Raw genomic sequence first — 18,324 nt, forward strand, 5'->3', positions numbered from 1 at the left:
CGATATGAGGTAAAGCCATTTTCATCTTGTAGGCTGGAATTCTCCATAAATGATTCTCAAAATCAATCTCATTCCACTCCATGTTAATAAGCTCAGCAGTTCTTACAAAAGTTAAAGTCATTACTTGTAAGGCAGTTTTAACCAAAATGTTACCGTGATAACGATCCATTCGTTCTAAGAAAGGTGGGAATTCAGAAATATCTAAGCGAGCCATGTGCTTCACTTTACGAGGCTTGAGAGCTTCTTGAAGGTGAGGGGTTGGATCATTATCGATTAACCCTTTACGAATTGCATAACGGAAAATACGCCCAGCTAAAGGTATAGAGCGTTTAGCCATCTCCTGAGCACCACGTGCTTCAATTTGCTTAGCACAAGCAAGGACATCTTTCCCTTTGATTTGATCAATAGGCATATGTCCTAATGCTGGAAAAAGATCTTTTTCAAATACAGATAAGTCGCGTAAGTAAGTCCCTTCTTTAATGACAGCCTTACGATCTTCCATCCATTCCATAGCAAGTGCTTTGAAAAGAATGCTTTCATCGACTTGTTGTTTCTTTTGCTTTTTCTCTTCATTGGGATTAATCCCATCTTTAAGCTTTAATCGTGCTTCATCTCTAGCACGGCGAGCCTGTGCAAGCGTAGTTTCAGGGTATGTACCAATACTGAAGATATTCTCTTTTCCATTCAAACGAAACTTCATTCGCCAATGCATTCCTCCAGAAGGAGTGACCTCTAGATACATGCCTTTTTCATCAGAGTATTTAGTTTTCTTTTCTGAAGGTTTTATTTTTCTGACTTGAGCATCTGTAAGCATGGCAATAATTCCGCAGAATTGGGGGTATAATTTTAGGGATAAAATATTATACCCCCAGTTATACCCCCAACTACATCAAGCTTGCAATAGATCAAGTAGATTGTATGAGACGTAAAAAAAGCTTAAACCCTTTAGATTTAAGCTTTTTTAGACCTTATGAGATTCCATAAGAGTTGAATTTGGCGGTGAAAGAGGGATTCGAACCCTCGAAACGCTATAAACGTTTACACACTTTCCAGGCGTGCTCCTTCAGCCACTCGGACACTTCACCATTGGAGCGCGATAATAGCCAAAAAAAGACAGTCTGCCAAGTCAGAAACAATTGATTTGCAGAAAAAGATTTTTCTTAATGATAATATGGCACAAAAATACAGTTCCTTTTTGAAGACAAAATATGCAAAGTTCTGCAAAAAAAGCCGCATTGCCTGCGATAACCTTGGCAGCATTAGGGGTTGTGTTTGGGGATATTGGAACCAGTCCGCTCTATGCATTGAAAGAATCATTCCATGCTGCACATGGATTGGGGATTAACCCAGAGAATGTCTTGGGTATTTTGTCGATTATCTTTTGGACAATGACACTGGTCATTACCATTAAGTATGTCGCGATTGTCATGCGTGCAGACAACAATGGTGAAGGCGGTATCATGGCCTTGCTTGCTTTGAACCTGCGCAATACCAATTTTAGTGACCGTAAAAAGCTGCTCCTGATTGCCATCGGCTTTATTGGTGCCTCACTATTCTTTGGCGATGGCATCATTACGCCTGCCATTTCCGTGCTGTCGGCGGTAGAAGGTTTATCCATCGCGACAGATGCGCTAGATCCGTACATTGTGCCGATTGCGATTGCCATTGTGACCACCCTATTTGTGATGCAAAAACATGGGACAGCCTTTGTTGGAAAGTTCTTTGGTCCACTGACCTTATTGTGGTTCTTTTCTTTAGGCATACTGGGAATTTCAAGCATCATTCAGACCCCTGTGGTTTTGGGCATGCTGAGTCCGCACTGGGCAATTCAGTTTATTATTAACCATCCATTAATGACGTTTTTCATTATGGGTGCGGTGGTATTAACCGTCACAGGCGGCGAAGCACTCTATGCCGATATGGGACATTTTGGTCCTGTTCCGATCCGTTTGGCATGGTTTGTTGTGGTGTTACCGTGTTTGCTGCTGAACTATGCAGGGCAAGGGGCATTATTGCTGCGTGACCCGAATGCGATTGAAAATCCGTTCTACTTATTGGTGCCTGAATGGGCACTGTATCCGATGATTTTCTTGGCCACTATGGCAGCGGTCATTGCTTCGCAAGCGGTGATTTCTGGGGTGTTTTCATTGGCACGTCAAGCCATTCAATTGGGCTATTTACCACGTCTGAACATCAAGCACACCTCAGACTCAGAACAAGGCCAGATTTATGTGCCTTTACTGAATTGGGTGCTGTTGGCAGCGATTATTGTGCTGATTCTGATCTTCCAAACCAGTTCGCGTTTATCCCATGCCTATGGTTTGGCCGTGACCATGACCATGCTCTGTGACACCTTATTGATTGCGGTGTTTATTCGTTATACCTGGAAATGGAGCAAGCCGAAACTGGTGTTACTTATCACGCCATTTTTGGTATTAGATTTGGTTTTGGTGAGCGCGACATCGCTGAAAGTCCTTTCAGGCGGTTGGGTACCATTACTAATTGGTGGTATCGCCTTCATGCTGTTAATGACATGGAAAGATGGTCGTGAACTGACCTTTGCCAAATTACAGCAAGATACGCTTCCGCTAGACTTATTTGTGCAGAGTATTGGTGATCAGGCGAATTGGGTCGAAGGTGAGGCCGTGTTCCTGACAGGTACTCCAACGGTGGTGCCGCATGCCATGTTGCACAACATGAAACACAACAAGGTCCTGCATCAGAAGAACATCATTTTGACCGTGAAAATTCAGGATGTACCTTATGTTCCAGCACAGGAACGCTTTAAGGTGGAAAGCTTGAATCAGCATTTTTATCGGGTGGAATTGTTCTACGGCTTTAAAGATGAGATGAATATTCCACAAGCACTTGAAGCCGTTTATCAAGCGATTGATCTGGAATATAACCTCATGCAGATCAGCTTCTTTGTATCGCGTGAACGTATTATCAGTACTGTGGGTGATGGTTTGGCGCCGTGGCGTGAAAAGCTGTTTATTTCCATGCAGCGCAATACCAGTCCAGTCAGCGATTTCTATAAAATTCCGCCCAACCGCGTGGTGGAATTGGGGAGTCAAATTGAAATCTGATTGAACTGATTCTTTCAGATGATTAAAAAACCAAGGCATAGACCTTGGTTTTTTTATGCTTATTTCAATGTAGGCAGTGCCACGCCGTTTATTGTGCAGGCGGGTTTTGGCTCTCTGCCGGCAAAGGTTGCAATTGCAGATTTTGCTCTGCTTCTGGCAAGTCGCTGCTTGGAATTTCAGCCTCTGCGGCATTGACTGGATGTGCTGCGGAAGAGTCGAGTTGCGAGGCAGAAGACATGGATTGACTTGGGGAAGCTGCGGTTGAGGCGTCTGATGATAGATCCGCTGTTGCTGCTGGGCTTGGCTGTACCGAGCTATTCTCAGGGTTAACTAAGCGTACCTGTCCAGATTGAACCAACTCTTGAATGGAGCCAGGCTGTCCATTAATACTGGTTGTAATTTTGGCTTGTGACAGGCTTTCTAAGGTTTCGCCTGCTTGCACAGCGGGTTCTGCAAACGCAGTAACATTCACAAGACCCATCAATAAACCACAGGCCAAAACTTTTGCAGCAACTAAATGATTTGAAGACATCATTACTCCGTCTTTTATTTTTACCGTTATTTGTGCATCTACCTTGGCATATTCAAAATTGACCTGACAATCGAATCTACCGAATTGCATCGATAAGCCATTCAAAAGCCTGACGAAATCAGACAATTTGTTACAAGTAGCATTGGCATGTCATGTTTTTGTAGAATTGTTAAACGATCAGTCATATCTGGATATACTTCTACAGAAGGGCTTTGTTAAGCTCCTGCAAAATCAGTCGTTTGATAAAGTAATGGCAAGTAAAAAACGTAGTTCTAAGCAATCCTTTCCATGGTTTTTTAATCAGCACAGTTCCAAAGTAGTGTTGGGGGTGGTTGCAGCAGGTAGTTTTGCCATTGCCTTTGGGCAAGAGCGGATTAGTCAGTTCTTGTCGTTGCCGAGTGCATCCAACTCAGCTTGTTTAGACCAGTTTTATCGGGATGTACCTCCGTATTTAAATAGAGAAAGCCTGAAAAAGCAGAGCTATGCCTTGTGCTTTAATGGCTTCAATGTCATGTATTCTGGAGTGTCGCGAACCCCGCTGTGGGTGGCTGAAGCCTTAACCCCTGCGCGCTTGGGCCAGAAAATTCCGCGTGAAGACAGCTTCCATGAAGAGGAGCGGATTCCAGCGCAATATCGTGCCACCTTGTCGGATTATCGAGGTTCAGGATATGACCGCGGGCATATGGCACCAAATGCCGATATGCCGAATAAGACATCGCAGTTTGACAGTTTTTCTCTTGCCAATATGGTGCCGCAAGCGCCGAAAAATAATCAGGAAGTTTGGCGCAAGCTGGAAGAAGCGACCCGTGCAATTGTGACCAAACACCAGACCGATGTGTATGTGGTGACGGGTCCGACCTTTACCAGCAAAACGCTGAAAGTGATTGGGCAAGGGGTCATGGTGCCAACCGCAGTGTATAAAGCGGTGTATATTCCAAAAACAGGTGCCATCGGGGTGTATTACGCGCCAAACAATAATTCACAAGAGGTGAAAATTGTCAGCGTCTGCTATTTGGAAGAGCAAATTGGGGTGAATCTATTCCCGCAGTTGACCGAAGAGCAAAAGCGCAACACCTACCAGTTGCCCTTGACGGCCAATGCAGTGAAAGCCAAACAGGACATTGCTTATTCACATTGGGATGCGGAAAGCCAGTGTGCGGAAGATGTCTCTGCAGATCAGATTAAAGCAGCACAACAAAGCTTTAGCTCAGGCAGTAGCAAGGCAGCCATCAGCTCAGTCCCAAGTTTAGATGCAGGGACCCAAGATGCGATTGTGAAACAGTTGATTGAAGCCTTGTTGCAGTATATGTTGCAATTGGTGAAGTAAATAACAGCACACATTCATTTGCCGCATTTGCGCCGAGGTGGTCATGTTTAAACCTTTTGAAAATGGGACTGAGTCCCATGCGATTCATGATTTGACCTTAGAAAATCAGCTGGATCGGATCAATATTTATGGCAATTTGCAAATTGCCAAGGATCAGGCTGGTTTGGCGGCAGCCAAAGTGTTGCAAGCCTATCTGAATGCCATTGTGACCCATCTGGAAGCAGAAACAGATTTGCCGCAACAGTTGAATGATGCGGCAACTCAGGAAGTCGAAAACCCGTTTTTATAAGTGGATAGATCCAATCAAAGCCCGTCGATCTAGTTCAAATCGACGGGCTTTTTTCATTTCAGCTTTTGCTTTGCGCGACAAATTTGTAGATTAGGCTACCAATCACGGCTCCGACAATGGGAGCCAGCCAGAATAGCCAGAGTTGGTGCATGGCTGCGGTTTCTGCAAACAGTGCCACCCCAGTGCTTCGTGCGGGGTTGACCGAGGTGTTGGTGACAGGAATACTGATTAGGTGAATCAGGGTTAGCGCCAGACCAATCGCAATTGGGGCAAAACCCGCAGGTGCGCGTTTGTTGGTCGCCCCCATAATCACAATCAGGAAAAATGCAGTCAGTACCACTTCAATGATAAGTGCCGAAAGCAAGCCATAGTGTCCAGGGGAAAGCTCTGCATAACCGTTACTGGCAAACGAACCTGTACCCGCAAAGTCGGCTTGTCCTTGTAAAATCAAGAACAGCACAAAAGCCGCCAGCACCGCACCAATCACTTGTGCCGCCAGATAAGGCAGTAAATCTTTACCATCGAAACGCTGACCGACCCATAAACCAATACTGACTGCGGGATTGAAATGTCCGCCCGAGATATGTCCAAAGGCATAAGCGCCCGTGAGCACCGTCAGACCAAAGGCGAGTGCGACACCCGCAAAACCAATGCCGAGTTCAGGAAATGCTGCGGCAAAAATTGCACTTCCGCAGCCACCAAACACCAGCCAAAATGTGCCAAGTAGCTCGGCAAGATATTTATTCATCGTCATCTCCACGGTTTTTGATTGTGGTTAATTTTTGTTCTAAAGTATTACGTCTTATCTTTAACGATTAATTTAAGATTACTCAATGTAAAAATGATTAAAAAATGTGCTTATTTTTATAAATACTTATATTGCTTGAAGATATAGTTTGCGGAACTGCTGCGGTGTTTGCCCTGTCCATAATTTGAAGGCGCGCTGAAATGCACTTTGTTCAGAGTAACTTAAAAGTAATGCGATTTCCTGCAAACTCAGGTGTGGGTCTTTGAGATATTGTTCTGCCAGCATTTGACGCACCTGTTGGGTACGCTGCTGATAACTGCTGCCTTGGGCTTGCAAATAGCGTTGTAACTGCCGTACCGAAATATTCAGTTGCTGGGCAACCACTTCAACTTGATACTGGTTTTTTTGCAAACCTGACAGAATCAATTGCTGCAAGCGGTGGTCGAGCTGGGTCGAATGCGGGAGTTGCTTTAACAAGGCTTGCGCCTGTTGCATTAACAGTTGCTGTAAGGTGTGATCCCCTTGTTGCAAGGGTTTGCTTAATTCGGCAAGCGGCAGCAAGACCTGCGTGGCAGGCTGTGAAAAGCGCACCTTGCAATGAAAAAACTGCTCATACAGGCGGCTATTTTTCGGAGCAGCGTGACGAAAATGGACTTCATGCAGTTGAATGGGATTCGCTGCCATATTCTGATTTAAAAACTGGATCATCAGGGCAATCGCAATCTCATCGGTGAGTTGGGTGGTCAGGTGCTGTGGCAGCTCACCCCAACGGATACACAAATTGTCGCTATGGCTTTCGACTTGTAGTGGGCTACCATCATAAATCAAGCGATGAAAGTCATGATAGCGGTTTAAGGCTTCCCCGAGCGTGTCACAAGCCAGTGCCAGATAAGCCAAAATACCCAAATGTTTGGCTTGCACAAAAGCCGAGATTTCCAGCCCCAGTGCAGGCTCAGGCACTTGCTGTTGTAAATCTTGCAGTAAGGTATACCAAATACGATAGTCAAAGCGCTCTAGATTCTGCACTTTTTCCAGTTGTGGCGAAGTGGTCAGTCCTTTGGCTTGGCTGTAGCAATAAAGCAGGTGCCCCAATCCACCATAGACTGAACCTGTGTAATCATTCAGGGTATGCATCATCTGTTTTTGTTGTCGTGATTTGTCAATATTAAGCGTGTTGATGGTCAATATTTATCACATTCAGTTTTCTATATTCAAGCCATGAAAAGGAGAATTTACATGTGGAAAGGATTTTTAGCAGGACTGGTGGTCGCCAATGGCTTTGAGTGGGTGGCACATAAATATTTGTTACATGGCTCTCATCGGGCAGGCAAACCACGTTATAGCCCTGTGCCTTTAAGTATGAAATCCCATTGGGAACATCACCGTGAAGTGCGCAAACAGCAATTTTATGATGACAGCTATGTGGAAGGTTTAGCGCATTGGCGTACCAAAAATGAAGTGATGTCCTTGCTGGTCGCCGCGGGGGTGAGCAGTGCCTTGTTTTATCCTCTCTCGAAAGGCATGGCCGCGGCCGCCGTATATAGTGCTTGCAATTATTTTTATATTCACCGTCGCGCACACTTAGAGCCTGAATGGGCGATGAAAAAGATCCCGTGGCATTATGATCATCATATGAATTCCAATCAGGATGCCAACTGGTGTGTGACCAAACCGTGGTTTGATTATGTGCTGGGTACTCGAGTCATTTCGGCAGAGAATTTACAAGAGCAGAATCCGTTAGGCGTGACCTTACCCTCATTCATGGCAAGCCGATTGAATCAACTGTCGCAACGTTATTTCCCTGCCCAGTGGGTTGAAAAAAACCATCACGGCCTTGCCAGTCCGCAGCATAAACCAATAGGGGAAGCTGCACAATCTGCGGAGTTGTCGTAATTGGTCAATAATTTTGTCGGCTTTGGTCAATACTCGCGGGAAAATCTCGCCTAAAGTGCCTGTATTCGTTACTTGATTTCCATTGCAACGAATGTCTGTATCTCGTTTTAAGTTGTTGAAGTATTTGAGCCAAATCAAGGGCTGTTGAGTTTCTTGGTTTATAGGGAGTCGTCAAGACTCCTTTTTTTTGCTTTGATTTTGCGAGCACGGACGGCAATAAAAAAGGAGCGCATTCAGCACTCCTTTGAACACCAAAATGGATGCGTTGTGTTTAGAGACGCATCTCGATGCCTTGCGCTGCTAAATATTGCTTGGCTTCAGGAATGGTGTGCTGACCAAAGTGGAAAATCGAGGCTGCCAATACTGCATCGGCACCACCTTTTAAAATCCCATCGGCCAAGTGCTGCAATGTACCGACGCCACCAGACGCAATGGTCGGGATGGTCACACGGTCATTAATTGCGCGCATTAAGCCAAGGTCATAACCTGCTTTGGTGCCATCGGCATCCATCGAGGTAATCAGTAATTCACCTGCGCCGTAGTCCGCCATTTTCACAGCCCATTCAATCGCGTCAATGCCTGTCGGTTTACGACCACCGTGGGTGAAAATTTCCCATTTATTTTCACCCGTTTTTTTCGCATCAATCGCAACTACAATACATTGTGCGCCAAAGCGTTGCGATGCTTCTTGAACAAATTCTGGATTGGTGACTGCTGCCGAGTTAATACTGACTTTATCTGCACCTGCATTGAGCAATAAACGGATATCTTCAACTTTACGGACACCACCACCTACAGTCAGTGGAACGAACACGCTTTCTGCCATACGTTCTACTGTGCGGTACGTGGTGTCGCGTCCATGATGTGTAGCAGTAATATCAAGGAAGGTAATTTCATCGGCACCTTGTTCGTTATAGCGACGGGCAACTTCAACAGGGTCACCTGCGTCACGAATATCAAGGAATTGTACACCTTTCACCACACGACCGTTGTCGACGTCGAGACAAGGAATAATACGTTTAGCTAGCATAATTTTTTCCAATAATTACAGCCGATTATGAAACTCACCTACACAAGCGCTACACCTTGGTAGATTGAAACGGTATTCTATCAAACTTATGTAAGATTTTTCGCAGGTTTTCTATGTCGGTTTATACCACTTTGACTTTAAAGGAAGTTCAGGACTTCGCAGCCCCTTATGGATTAGAGGTGATTGACCTGATTCCCATTCAAGGAGGTATTCAAAATACAAACTATTTTCTGGTCTGTGAAGACCACAGCCAATATGTATTAACCGTGTTCGAAGAAATGGATGAACATGGTGCAGGTGAAATTGTGCCTGTACTGGAACACTTGGGGCAACAAGGCTTGCCTGTACCTGTACCCTTAAAACATGCAGATCAAGCGATTCATTTCATTAAACAAAAACCTGCACAGATTGCCCCACGTTTAATGGGTAAACACCCGATGCCTGCCTCTTTGGCGCAGGTGGAAGCCATTGCGGTGGCGCAAGCCAAAATGCATGTGGCATTACAGAATTTTCCTTTGGAACGTGCGCAGTACCGTAATCATCAGTACTGGCGTCAGGTGTCGCGTGAAATTAAACCGACACTGAATGCTGCGGATACTGCATTACTGAATGAATTGTTGGGTTTGTATGATGCCATGACCGCGGTGTATCCAAACCGACCAAAAGGTTTTATCCATTCAGACCTGTTCCGTGACAATACCTTGTTTGAGGGTGAGCAGCTCAAGGGCATTCTCGACTTTTATGAATTAAACAAAGACGAGCTGTTGTTTGATGTGGCGATTACCCTGAATGATTTCTGTACGGCTTATCCAGAGGTGCATTTAGATGAAGAAAAAGCGCTTGCGTTCCTGAATGCCTATCAAACTGTACGTCCGCTAACGGAAGATGAAAAAGCCTGTCTGGAATTGTATTTGGCTATGGCGGCAGGACGTTTCTGGATGATGCGTTTACAAGTGGCACAGAAAAATGCGGCTGAAGGACGTACAGGCGATGATATTTTGCAGAAAAATCCTTTAGAAATGCGTAATATGCTGATTGAACGCTTAAAATTTGTAAACGGTTAACAAGGAAGCTTGCATGCGAGATCAGGGACGCTTGGTGGAATGGTTTGATGATAAAGGCTATGGCTTTATTCAACCTGATGATGCCAATAAACAGCGTGTGTTCTTACATATTAAGGACTTTGCGCGACCTGGTCCGCGCCCAATTGTCGGCTGTGCCTTGGAATATGGGGTGTTGTTGGATGGGCAAGGGCGCTTTCGTGCCCAGCAAGTGACCTATCTCAAAGCCTCACAAACTGCAAAACGACCTAAGCCAAAATCCAAACCTGTTACACCACAAAAACATTCGGTGATGCAGTTGGCATGCATCGCTTATTTTATTGTATTGGCGATTTTGGTGATGCTGGGCTTGCTTAGCGGACTGGTACTGTTGTTTATCAGTCTTATGAATGCGGCCAGCTACTGGTTTTATGCCCAAGATAAAGAAGCCGCACAATTGGGTGGATGCCGTGTGCCCGAACAAACACTGCATATTCTGGCATTTTTGGGCGGCTGGCCTGCGGCATGGCTGGCACAGCAAAAATTACGGCACAAAACACAAAAACAACCTTTTAAGAAAGTGTATTTCTGTACTATAGCTTTAAATCTATTACTTATTTTATGGCTGATCTCTCCTTTAAATAGCTTGCCAATCTAGAGGAGAGCCTGCCAACACAAAGGGGAAAAAAGAATGAATAAACCCATTGACCAAGATCCAAATCGTAGCTTAACGCTGGTTTTATATGTCCTTTACATCATTGCAATTTTTACGGGCGGCTTGTTGGCACTGATCGCCTTGATCATTAACTACATCAAATTGAACGATGTGCGCGGTTCCATTTTCGAGAGCCACTTTATCTGGCAAATACGCAGTTTCTGGTGGTATTTATTCTGGAATGTGATGGCTTTTGTACCGTTCTTTTTCCTGTTTTTCACGGGAGATAATCCAGACCTGTTTGCAGGGGTTGCCTTGGGCAGTACCATCTTCTGTATCAGCGTAATTGCCATTGCTTGGATTTGGATCGTCTATCGTGCCATCCGTGGCATTATCACCTTAAATGACAACCAACCCATTTAAGCCCTCCAAGATACAGCGATCAAAACTGAAATTTTAAGATCTGTTGAATGGCTTTGAAGAATGAAAAGAGTGGCGAAAGCCACTCTTTTTTTGCCCAATTCTGAACCCGTATGCACCATGGCTAGTCGAAGAATTGCCTCAAGCTGGACGCTTTAAGCAAACTGGCTTTACATTGTGGATTTATCAAATGTACATTTTTTTGATAAATAACTTACATTTTTAATAATTTAAAATTACTTTTTTAATATTTATAATGTACTTTTTTATATTATTAAAATTACATTTTTAATAATTGTAATTTACCTTTTTAATAAACTAACTTTACATATATGTACAGTTATTTTTTTAAATTTATAAAGTGATTTTATTTAAAATAAAGTTGGAAATAGATTAAGCATAATAGCGCCCACGACGTCTGCGTAAGCCTAAAACATGGATGGCACGAACCAACACTGCATAAGAAACGCTATAGCCAAATTCCTGTTCAAACAAGGGCACTAAATCACTAATATTCTGAAATTTTGTTTTCTTTACAAAGGTTTGAAAAGCCGTCCAATCCTTGATATGACTGGGTGCACCGCGTTTGTCACTCGGTTTTGGGACAAGGTCGCCCGTTTCTTCTTCAAGCTTGATCCAAGCATCTAAAGTGACCCGTGAAATGTTAAATTGTTTGCAAACCGCCACTTTGTAGTCGGTAATTTTATAGGCTTGAATTGCGGCTTTGCGCACTTCCATGGAGTATCTCGGCATTAACTTGTCTCATTTTTAAAATAAGATTTTTTATATTATATGGCATAGTTGTTGCAAAAAAAGAATTAAGTTAAATAAAATATGTAAGTGGTGGCAAAATGAAAAAAACTGAGGTTTCTTTCAGAACATTGTCTTTATGGCAGGTCATTATTATTGGTGTGGCTTATATGACGCCCATGACTGTGTTCGATACCTTTGGGATTGTTTCGGGAGTCACCGAAGGTCGTGTGCCACTGGCATATTTATTGGCACTGTTTGCCATGCTGCTCACCGCCATCAGTTATGCCCGTTTTAGTCGGGTCAGTGACAAACCCGGTTCGGCTTATAGCTATACCGCAGAAACATGTGGTCCGCAGGCAGGCTTCTTTGTCGGCTGGTGTGCCTTGTTGGACTATATTTTACTGCCCTTAATTAATGCGTTGCTGGCAGGGATTTATTTGGAAGCTGTAATTCCGGCAGTGCCATACTGGGCGTGGGTGGTGCTGTTTACCGTTTTGGTCACTCTGATTAACTGTTTCCGAATTAATTTGCTGGCGAATTTGAGTTTAATTTTTGTCTTTGCACCCATAGTATTGATGTTGCTGTTTGTCTATCTGGTGATTCAGGGTGTTGGGCATGACCAAGGCTATAATCATGTACTCACTATGGCGCCGTTATTCAATGGCAATACTGAAATTCTGCCGTTGATTGCAGGTGCTTCGATCCTCTGTTTTTCCTTCTTGGGCTTCGATGCAGTCACCACTTTGTCGCATGAAACCAAAGATCCGAAGAAAACCATTCCACGTGCGGTGATCTATACCACGTTAATAGGCGGAGTAATTTTCTTTACGGCTTCGTGGTTTATTCAGTTGTATTTCCCAAGCAATGTCCGCTTCAAAGATCCCGATGCCGCCTTACCTGAAATTGTGATGTATGTCGGTGGGGCATTGTTCCAAGCTGTTTTCCTGTGCGCGCAAATCATGAATACCTTTGCTTCTGGTTTGGCAACCCATGCCAGTGCATCGCGATTACTGCATATTATGGGACGTGACGGCATTTTCCATAAAGGCACTTTGGGGCAGGTGCACAGTAAATTGGGTACGCCATTGTATGCCGTTTTGGGGATTGGTGTGATCTGCTTGCTGGCTATCGTGCTGGATTTGGCAACCGTGGTCAGCATGATCAGTTTTGGCGCCTTGATTGCCTTTACCGCAGTCAATTTCTCGGTCTTTATGAAATTTTATGTACACGAGAAGCAGCGTCAGGGCTGGAACAATAAATTAAAAAATCTGTTCTTACCGTTAATTTCGGTGGTTGCCATTCTATGCCTCTGGTTCAACCTCGAAAAATCAGCCTTGCTGTTTGGTCTGGCGTGGTTGACCGTTGGGATTGTGATCTTTATCTATAAGAAACTGAAAAAGCAAAATATTGTAATTGGCAATGCCTATTAATTGTGACGTGTAAATCTAAAAGAAGTGAGTGTAAATATGCAAATCAATAAGCCAAAATTTCTCGAAGATGTGGAATTCAAAGCCAGCCATCAAGCACAAAGTGGCAAAGAGTGGAACTGGATTCCGGACACACGTGGACAGTTTCCCCATCCTGCCAACTATTATGAAAGTTCCTTACAGGATTGGCATCATTTCGATGCGCTGAATGCCGATATCGTTTGTGATGTGCTGGTGATTGGTGGTGGTTTACTGGGTACATCCACCGCACTACATTTAACCGAACAAGGAGTAGACACCGTACTGGTCGAGAAAAATCGGATTGGAGGGGCAGCATCAGGGCGCAATGGCGGTCAACTCACCCCCGGTTTGGCGCGTTGGGAAGCCGAAGAAATGATTCGCCATTTCGGTTATGAAGATGCCAAGCGTCTGTGGCACTTTACTTCGACCGAAGCCATGTCGCTAATTGATGACATTGCAGCGCGTTATGCGCTCGATTTACAGCGCAAGCAGGGACATATTACCGCAGCGGTACACGAAGGGCATTTGGTGGCACTCACCCAAGGTGCAGATGCACGTAAATATTTAGGTGAAGATCATACCCGTGTGGTAGGCAAACACGAGCTGATGCAACATGTGAACTCCGACAATTATTTTGGTGGCTTGCTGGACAGCTTAGGCGGGCAGATTCATCCTTTGGCCTTGAATCGTGGTTTGGCTTATGGCTTCTGCCAGAATGGCGGCAAGATCTACGAGCAAACCGAAGTGCTTTCGGTGCAGGAACGTGATGATGGTATTTATGTGACGACTCCCGCTGGGGTGATTAAGGCGCGTAAGAGTGTGGTCATGGCGGTGCATCATGCCTCGTTCAAACTGCTAGAACAGCATAACCAAACCACCATTCCGTTTTATACCTATGTGTGTACCACAGCACCGTTAGAAGTGGATTTGAAGGCGTTGTTGCCGTCAGATACGCCTGTGTACGACACCCAATTCCAAATTGACTATTACCGCGGCGTATCCCAAAACCGTTTGTTGTTTGGAGGGGAAGGCACTGGTTCTTGCTGGACCCCAGAAAAGACCCATCAATATTTATTGGGACGGATTCAGCATGTGTTCCCGCAACTGCAAAATGTAGCATTAGACTTTGTCTGGAGTGGCACAACCGATCTCACCATGAATGGTGCTGCGGATAGTCGCAAGTTTGGCGATAAATATCCAATTTATGCAGTACAAGGCTGGAGCGGGCATGGCGTGGCACAAACGGTCCGGATTGGTAGAGCCATTGCCGATGATTTTTGTGGTCAGGGGGATGATTTTCAGATGCTGACCAGCATTCAGCATCAAGATATTCTGTTCGGTCGTGCCTTAGCCCCAGTGGTGATTCCGATGGCGAAAAGTGCCTATAGTCTAGGGGCGATGGTGAATCCGGGCAAAATGGTGTCGTTCTAATTATCAACCCACATGACGAAGTCGCCTGAGTTTAAGGCGACTTCATTTTTTTGAAATTAGAGTTGCTCTGCTTGTTTTTTTGATTTCAGCAGCTTAGGTTTCCACTCACTGATCAGAATGCCAAACACCACCAGTATGCCGCCCAGTAAAGCCAGTGGCGCTAAACGTTCCCCAGCCAGACGACCAAACAATGCCGCCCAAACAGGCTCGCCTGCATAAATAATTGCAGCCTGAGAAGGATTGACCGAACGCTGCGCCCAGTTCATCACGAATTGAATCATGGCGCTGGCAAGTCCCAAGGCAAAAGCGATGCTGACCAGTGGCCATGAGAAGGCTGGAATTTGATGCTCGCCCACCAACGGCATTGCCGCAAAAGACAGGATTGAACCGACTGCCAGTTGAATCACGGTGACACGGGCCAAATTGACTTTAGGTGCAAAATAACCAATCAGAATGATTTCCAGTGCAATGCCAATCGCTCCCAACAAAGTCACCACTTGACCGAAGTTAAGTGAAATGGCTTGGAAACCGTTGCCTGTGAGTAACACCAAACCGAGAAAGGCACAGCACGCGCCAATCCAGATCATGAAATGTGGGGTTTTGCGGAAGATCAGCCACAACAATACTGGTACCAGCGGCACATACAGCGCGGTTAAAAATGCCGATTCACTGCTGCTGATGGTCTTTAAGCCGACCGTTTGTGTGCCATAACCAATGGTCAACATACAGCCAATGATAAACCCAGCCCAAAGATCCTGACGAGTGATGTGTTTTAACTGTTTGAAGGACAGCAAGCCGATTAGGGTCGCGGCACAGGCAAAACGCAGTCCGACAAAAAACATCGGTGAACTAAAATTTAAGGCGTATTTAACCGTCAAAAAGGTACCGCCCCAAATAAAGGTAATTAAAATCAGGGCGATCACAGGCGCTTTGCTGCCGAGCGATTGAGTGAACATAGTGGGTTTTAGTATTGTGCAGTATATTGCACATAGCTTGCCATGCTTTTATTTTTTGTGCAATATACTGCTCAATGTTTTCTTGAAAAACCTGTATGAAGCATCCCTCAGTTTTACAATATGTCAGTCAAAATGTGCGCCATTATCGCAATCTCAGGGGCTTGAGCCAGCAGCAATTGGCAGATTTGGCTGGTCTAAGTCGTCGCATGGTGGCAGGGGTCGAGACAGGACAGGACAATATCAGTCTGGCAAAACTCAGCTTGATTGCCGATGTGCTGGAAGTCGATTTCGCCCAGATGATTGCAGCCCCTGAACAGCAAGGGCAAGCAGTGGTCAATGCCTTGGCTTGGCAGGGTACGCAAGAGCACAGTGAGGCAAAGCTGTTGGCTTCGGCATCGGCCAGTAAAAAAGTGGAACTCTGGACCTGGACGCTCGCACCGAATGAACAGTATTGTGCTGAACCGGACCCAGAAGGCTGGCGCGAGATGTTGTATGTGATTGAAGGTGAATTGACCCTCGATTTGGCAGGCGAAATGAAAGTGCTGCGCGCAGGCGAATCGATTGTGTATGCAAGTAGCATGGAATACCGCTATATCAATCAGGCGGCTATTCCTCTGAAATTTATTCGTAATGCAATTTACTAAATGGAATGAATCGAATATTTACTGCATAAAAAAAGAGGTCATTTGACCTCTTTTTTAGTGCTTGGACTTAGAGCGCTTGCTGATCCAATAACAATTGTGCTTCACGCAAGTTCAATGAACCTTCATAAATTGCACGACCTGTAATTGCACCTAGAATACCTGGTTGACCTTTCAGGTTACGCACGTCATCTAAGTTGGTTACGCCACCAGAGGCAATCACAGGCAAGCCTGAGTATTGTGCCAAGTGTACGGTTTGCTCGACGTTAACCCCTTGCATCATGCCATCACGCGCAATATCGGTGTATACAATGCTGGATACGCCTGCATCAGCAAAACGTTTTGCCAAATCGGTTGCTTTAACGTCAGTTACGTTCGCCCAGCCATCGGTTGCGACCATGCCGTTCATGGCATCGATCCCAACAATGATACGACCAGCGAATTTCTTACATGCTTCTTCGACAAACTCAGGTTCTTTTACAGCTTTGGTGCCAATAATCACAAAAGACACGCCTGCATCAAGGTAGTGTTCAATCGTTTCGAGTGAACGGATCCCACCGCCAATTTGAATTGGCAATTCAGGTTGTGCTTTGGCAATCGCTTCGACCACAGGTTTATGAATGGGTGTACCTGCGAAAGCACCATTCAAATCGACCAAATGTAAGCGGCGTGCGCCTTCATTCACCCAATGCTGTGCAGTTGCTACAGGGTCATCAGAAAATACGGTATCGTCTTCCATACGGCCTTGTTTTAAACGCACACATTTGCCATCTTTCAGGTCAATTGCAGGGATGATCAGCATGCTTTCGCTCCTTACCCGATCTTTTAAAATTTATTCGCCGCAATCTTAGCAAAGTATTGGCAAATATCTAAGCAAGTTATTGCTTTTATTTCGTTCTATGTTGTGCGGCAGGTAAAGTAATGCCTAAACGAAGTAATTCTTGATAAATCAGCACGGGGGCATAGGCATCGGCAGCTGCATATTGGATTTGTGCCGGACTTAAGGGAAATTTGCTCCAGTTGGAGGTGCTGACACTTTTGCTTTTCGGGAAATTGACCTGAAACAGTAAGGCCATAGCATTTTTCACCCCGACAGGCGTAGTTATGCCAAAGGCATGAAAGGCTTTGGAGAGATCGAGCACCTGATTGAAATGAATGCCTTTTTTGCGGAACAGATGCGCATCATTTTTCAGTCCAAAACCCACTTTCAGTTGTGTGGGGCTTTCAAAAATTGGGGTCAGAAAATCCAGAATGGCAGGGTTAATCTGGAAGATATAGGCTTGCTCTGCGGTTGCCAATTGAATGACATGCGGACCTGTGGCAACTTCACCTTTACGAAACGTGGGTTTGGATTCGGAATCAAAACCCAACAAAGGTGCTGCAAACAATTCCTCTTGTAAGGCATGACATTGCGCCAAGTTGGACACCAGTTGAATCTGTTCAGGCGCTAAATTTTGAAAAAGAGGTAGTTGTTGAATTTGTTCTTTGCTTGGGATTAAGGGGGGATTTAGCTTATCCATAGAATAAGAGCCTAATATGATAGCTTAGCCTATAGCCTTTGAGATTGATTGGCAAAAGTATTTGGGTCTAATAGCCGATGACTAATATGCCTTTTAGAGGTAGCTGGATTCTTTGAGATGTATATAGTGTGTCCAAGAATTGATAAATTTTTTGAAAATCATTTGAATTTCTATATGTATTTCTAACTGCCAAAACAAGGTAATCGATATCAACCATCATACTGGCTTGGAAAATATCTTTTAGAAATTGATTATTGACTACAGCTCTACCTGCTTCTACTTCTATTACAATTTTTTGTTCGAAGTGAATTGCATCGGCTAGGAAACTTTTAGACGCTTGATTGTTGTATCCATATAGTACAGGAACAGGTATTTTGTCTTCAGTAGATTTACTTTTCTCAACTTTGAATCCGATTTGCTCAAGACCATTTGCAATAATAAGAAGGACTTCATTGCTTGAGAGCTGATGTATTTGCGAGTTGATATCATCAAGGTAGTGTTCAAAAACTTGAGTAACTTCTAAGAGCTTTTGTGTGGTCGGATGAGAGCGAGGGA

General features: G+C 44.6%; 20 protein-coding genes and 1 tRNA gene. 10 read left to right on the plus strand and 11 right to left on the minus strand.

Annotated elements, in window-relative coordinates; genetic code table 11:
- The coding region (locus tag ACWQ4X_RS17845) for a tyrosine-type recombinase/integrase (RefSeq protein WP_457904542.1) at positions 1–814 on the minus strand (814 nt) is incomplete at its 3' end.
- 180 nt (positions 815–994) lie between these two features.
- Positions 995–1,085 (minus strand) — tRNA-Ser (locus ACWQ4X_RS17850).
- Between the two features lie 123 nt (positions 1,086–1,208).
- Here ACWQ4X_RS17850 and ACWQ4X_RS17855 point away from each other — a divergent pair.
- On the plus strand, positions 1,209–3,086 hold the full coding sequence (locus tag ACWQ4X_RS17855) for a potassium transporter Kup (RefSeq protein WP_374531742.1): 1,878 nt from the start codon (positions 1,209–1,211) through the stop codon (positions 3,084–3,086).
- Between the two features lie 88 nt (positions 3,087–3,174).
- On the opposite strand, the gene ACWQ4X_RS17860 is transcribed toward ACWQ4X_RS17855, so the two are convergent.
- Entirely contained in the window at positions 3,175–3,618 is a 444-nt protein-coding gene (locus ACWQ4X_RS17860; protein WP_457904543.1) for a hypothetical protein, read from the minus strand.
- Between the two features lie 250 nt (positions 3,619–3,868).
- Between ACWQ4X_RS17860 and ACWQ4X_RS17865 the strand changes: the two genes are divergently transcribed.
- Both ACWQ4X_RS17865 and ACWQ4X_RS17870 read left to right on the plus strand, forming a co-directional pair.
- On the plus strand, positions 3,869–4,945 hold the full coding sequence (locus tag ACWQ4X_RS17865) for a DNA/RNA non-specific endonuclease (RefSeq protein ID WP_457904544.1): 1,077 nt from the start codon (positions 3,869–3,871) through the stop codon (positions 4,943–4,945).
- A gap of 43 nt (positions 4,946–4,988) precedes the next feature.
- Positions 4,989–5,234, plus strand: a complete 246-nt coding sequence (locus tag ACWQ4X_RS17870; protein WP_457904545.1) for a hypothetical protein — start codon at positions 4,989–4,991, stop codon at positions 5,232–5,234.
- 58 nt (positions 5,235–5,292) lie between these two features.
- Here ACWQ4X_RS17870 and aqpZ read toward each other — a convergent pair whose 3' ends face one another.
- Entirely contained in the window at positions 5,293–5,982 is a 690-nt protein-coding gene (aqpZ, locus tag ACWQ4X_RS17875; protein ID WP_457904546.1) for an aquaporin Z, read from the minus strand.
- 126 nt (positions 5,983–6,108) lie between these two features.
- On the minus strand, positions 6,109–7,116 hold the full coding sequence (locus ACWQ4X_RS17880; protein WP_457904556.1) for an AraC family transcriptional regulator ligand-binding domain-containing protein: 1,008 nt from the start codon (positions 7,114–7,116) through the stop codon (positions 6,109–6,111).
- Positions 7,117–7,218: 102 nt separating this feature from the next.
- Between ACWQ4X_RS17880 and ACWQ4X_RS17885 the strand changes: the two genes are divergently transcribed.
- Positions 7,219–7,875, plus strand: a complete 657-nt coding sequence (locus ACWQ4X_RS17885) for a sterol desaturase family protein (RefSeq protein ID WP_457904547.1) — start codon at positions 7,219–7,221, stop codon at positions 7,873–7,875.
- Between the two features lie 271 nt (positions 7,876–8,146).
- Here ACWQ4X_RS17885 and hisF read toward each other — a convergent pair whose 3' ends face one another.
- Positions 8,147–8,905, minus strand: a complete 759-nt coding sequence (hisF, locus tag ACWQ4X_RS17890; RefSeq protein WP_100241251.1) for an imidazole glycerol phosphate synthase subunit HisF — start codon at positions 8,903–8,905, stop codon at positions 8,147–8,149.
- A gap of 113 nt (positions 8,906–9,018) precedes the next feature.
- Here hisF and ACWQ4X_RS17895 point away from each other — a divergent pair, with 113 nt between their 5' ends.
- The 3 genes from ACWQ4X_RS17895 to ACWQ4X_RS17905 are packed head-to-tail and all read left to right on the plus strand — an operon-like array spanning position 9,019 to position 11,023.
- On the plus strand, positions 9,019–9,969 hold the full coding sequence (locus tag ACWQ4X_RS17895; protein ID WP_457904548.1) for a homoserine kinase: 951 nt from the start codon (positions 9,019–9,021) through the stop codon (positions 9,967–9,969).
- Positions 9,970–9,982: 13 nt separating this feature from the next.
- Complete coding sequence (locus ACWQ4X_RS17900) at positions 9,983–10,603, plus strand: DUF1294 domain-containing protein (RefSeq protein WP_457904549.1); 621 nt, start codon at positions 9,983–9,985, stop codon at positions 10,601–10,603.
- A gap of 33 nt (positions 10,604–10,636) precedes the next feature.
- Positions 10,637–11,023 (plus strand): DUF4870 family protein, encoded by a 387-nt coding sequence (locus tag ACWQ4X_RS17905; protein ID WP_457904550.1) that lies wholly within the window; start codon positions 10,637–10,639, stop codon positions 11,021–11,023.
- Between the two features lie 390 nt (positions 11,024–11,413).
- On the opposite strand, the gene ACWQ4X_RS17910 is transcribed toward ACWQ4X_RS17905, so the two are convergent.
- On the minus strand, positions 11,414–11,773 hold the full coding sequence (locus ACWQ4X_RS17910) for a helix-turn-helix domain-containing protein (protein WP_100241255.1): 360 nt from the start codon (positions 11,771–11,773) through the stop codon (positions 11,414–11,416).
- Positions 11,774–11,871: 98 nt separating this feature from the next.
- Here ACWQ4X_RS17910 and ACWQ4X_RS17915 point away from each other — a divergent pair, with 98 nt between their 5' ends.
- Both ACWQ4X_RS17915 and ACWQ4X_RS17920 read left to right on the plus strand, forming a co-directional pair.
- Positions 11,872–13,203, plus strand: a complete 1,332-nt coding sequence (locus ACWQ4X_RS17915) for an APC family permease (RefSeq protein ID WP_457904551.1) — start codon at positions 11,872–11,874, stop codon at positions 13,201–13,203.
- A 36-nt stretch (positions 13,204–13,239) separates the two neighbouring features.
- Positions 13,240–14,652 carry an NAD(P)/FAD-dependent oxidoreductase gene (locus ACWQ4X_RS17920; protein WP_457904552.1) on the plus strand — a complete coding sequence of 471 codons (1,413 nt, stop codon included), beginning with the start codon at positions 13,240–13,242 and terminating at the stop codon, positions 14,650–14,652.
- A 56-nt stretch (positions 14,653–14,708) separates the two neighbouring features.
- Here ACWQ4X_RS17920 and ACWQ4X_RS17925 read toward each other — a convergent pair whose 3' ends face one another.
- Entirely contained in the window at positions 14,709–15,608 is a 900-nt protein-coding gene (locus ACWQ4X_RS17925) for a DMT family transporter (RefSeq protein ID WP_457904553.1), read from the minus strand.
- A 95-nt stretch (positions 15,609–15,703) separates the two neighbouring features.
- Between ACWQ4X_RS17925 and ACWQ4X_RS17930 the strand changes: the two genes are divergently transcribed.
- A complete protein-coding gene (locus ACWQ4X_RS17930) occupies positions 15,704–16,252 on the plus strand; it encodes a helix-turn-helix domain-containing protein (RefSeq protein WP_100241259.1) in 549 nt (182 codons plus the stop codon).
- A 67-nt stretch (positions 16,253–16,319) separates the two neighbouring features.
- On the opposite strand, the gene hisA is transcribed toward ACWQ4X_RS17930, so the two are convergent.
- From hisA to ACWQ4X_RS17945, 3 genes are all read right to left on the minus strand, one after another.
- Positions 16,320–17,051, minus strand: coding sequence for a 1-(5-phosphoribosyl)-5-[(5-phosphoribosylamino)methylideneamino]imidazole-4-carboxamide isomerase (gene hisA, locus ACWQ4X_RS17935; protein ID WP_100241260.1), 732 nt, complete (start codon positions 17,049–17,051; stop codon positions 16,320–16,322).
- Between the two features lie 85 nt (positions 17,052–17,136).
- Complete coding sequence (locus tag ACWQ4X_RS17940; protein ID WP_457904554.1) at positions 17,137–17,769, minus strand: 3'-5' exonuclease; 633 nt, start codon at positions 17,767–17,769, stop codon at positions 17,137–17,139.
- 67 nt (positions 17,770–17,836) lie between these two features.
- The coding region (locus tag ACWQ4X_RS17945; protein WP_457904555.1) for a hypothetical protein at positions 17,837–18,324 on the minus strand (488 nt) is incomplete at its 5' end.

Source organism: Acinetobacter sp. NigerLNRRAM0016, from assembly GCF_054112845.1.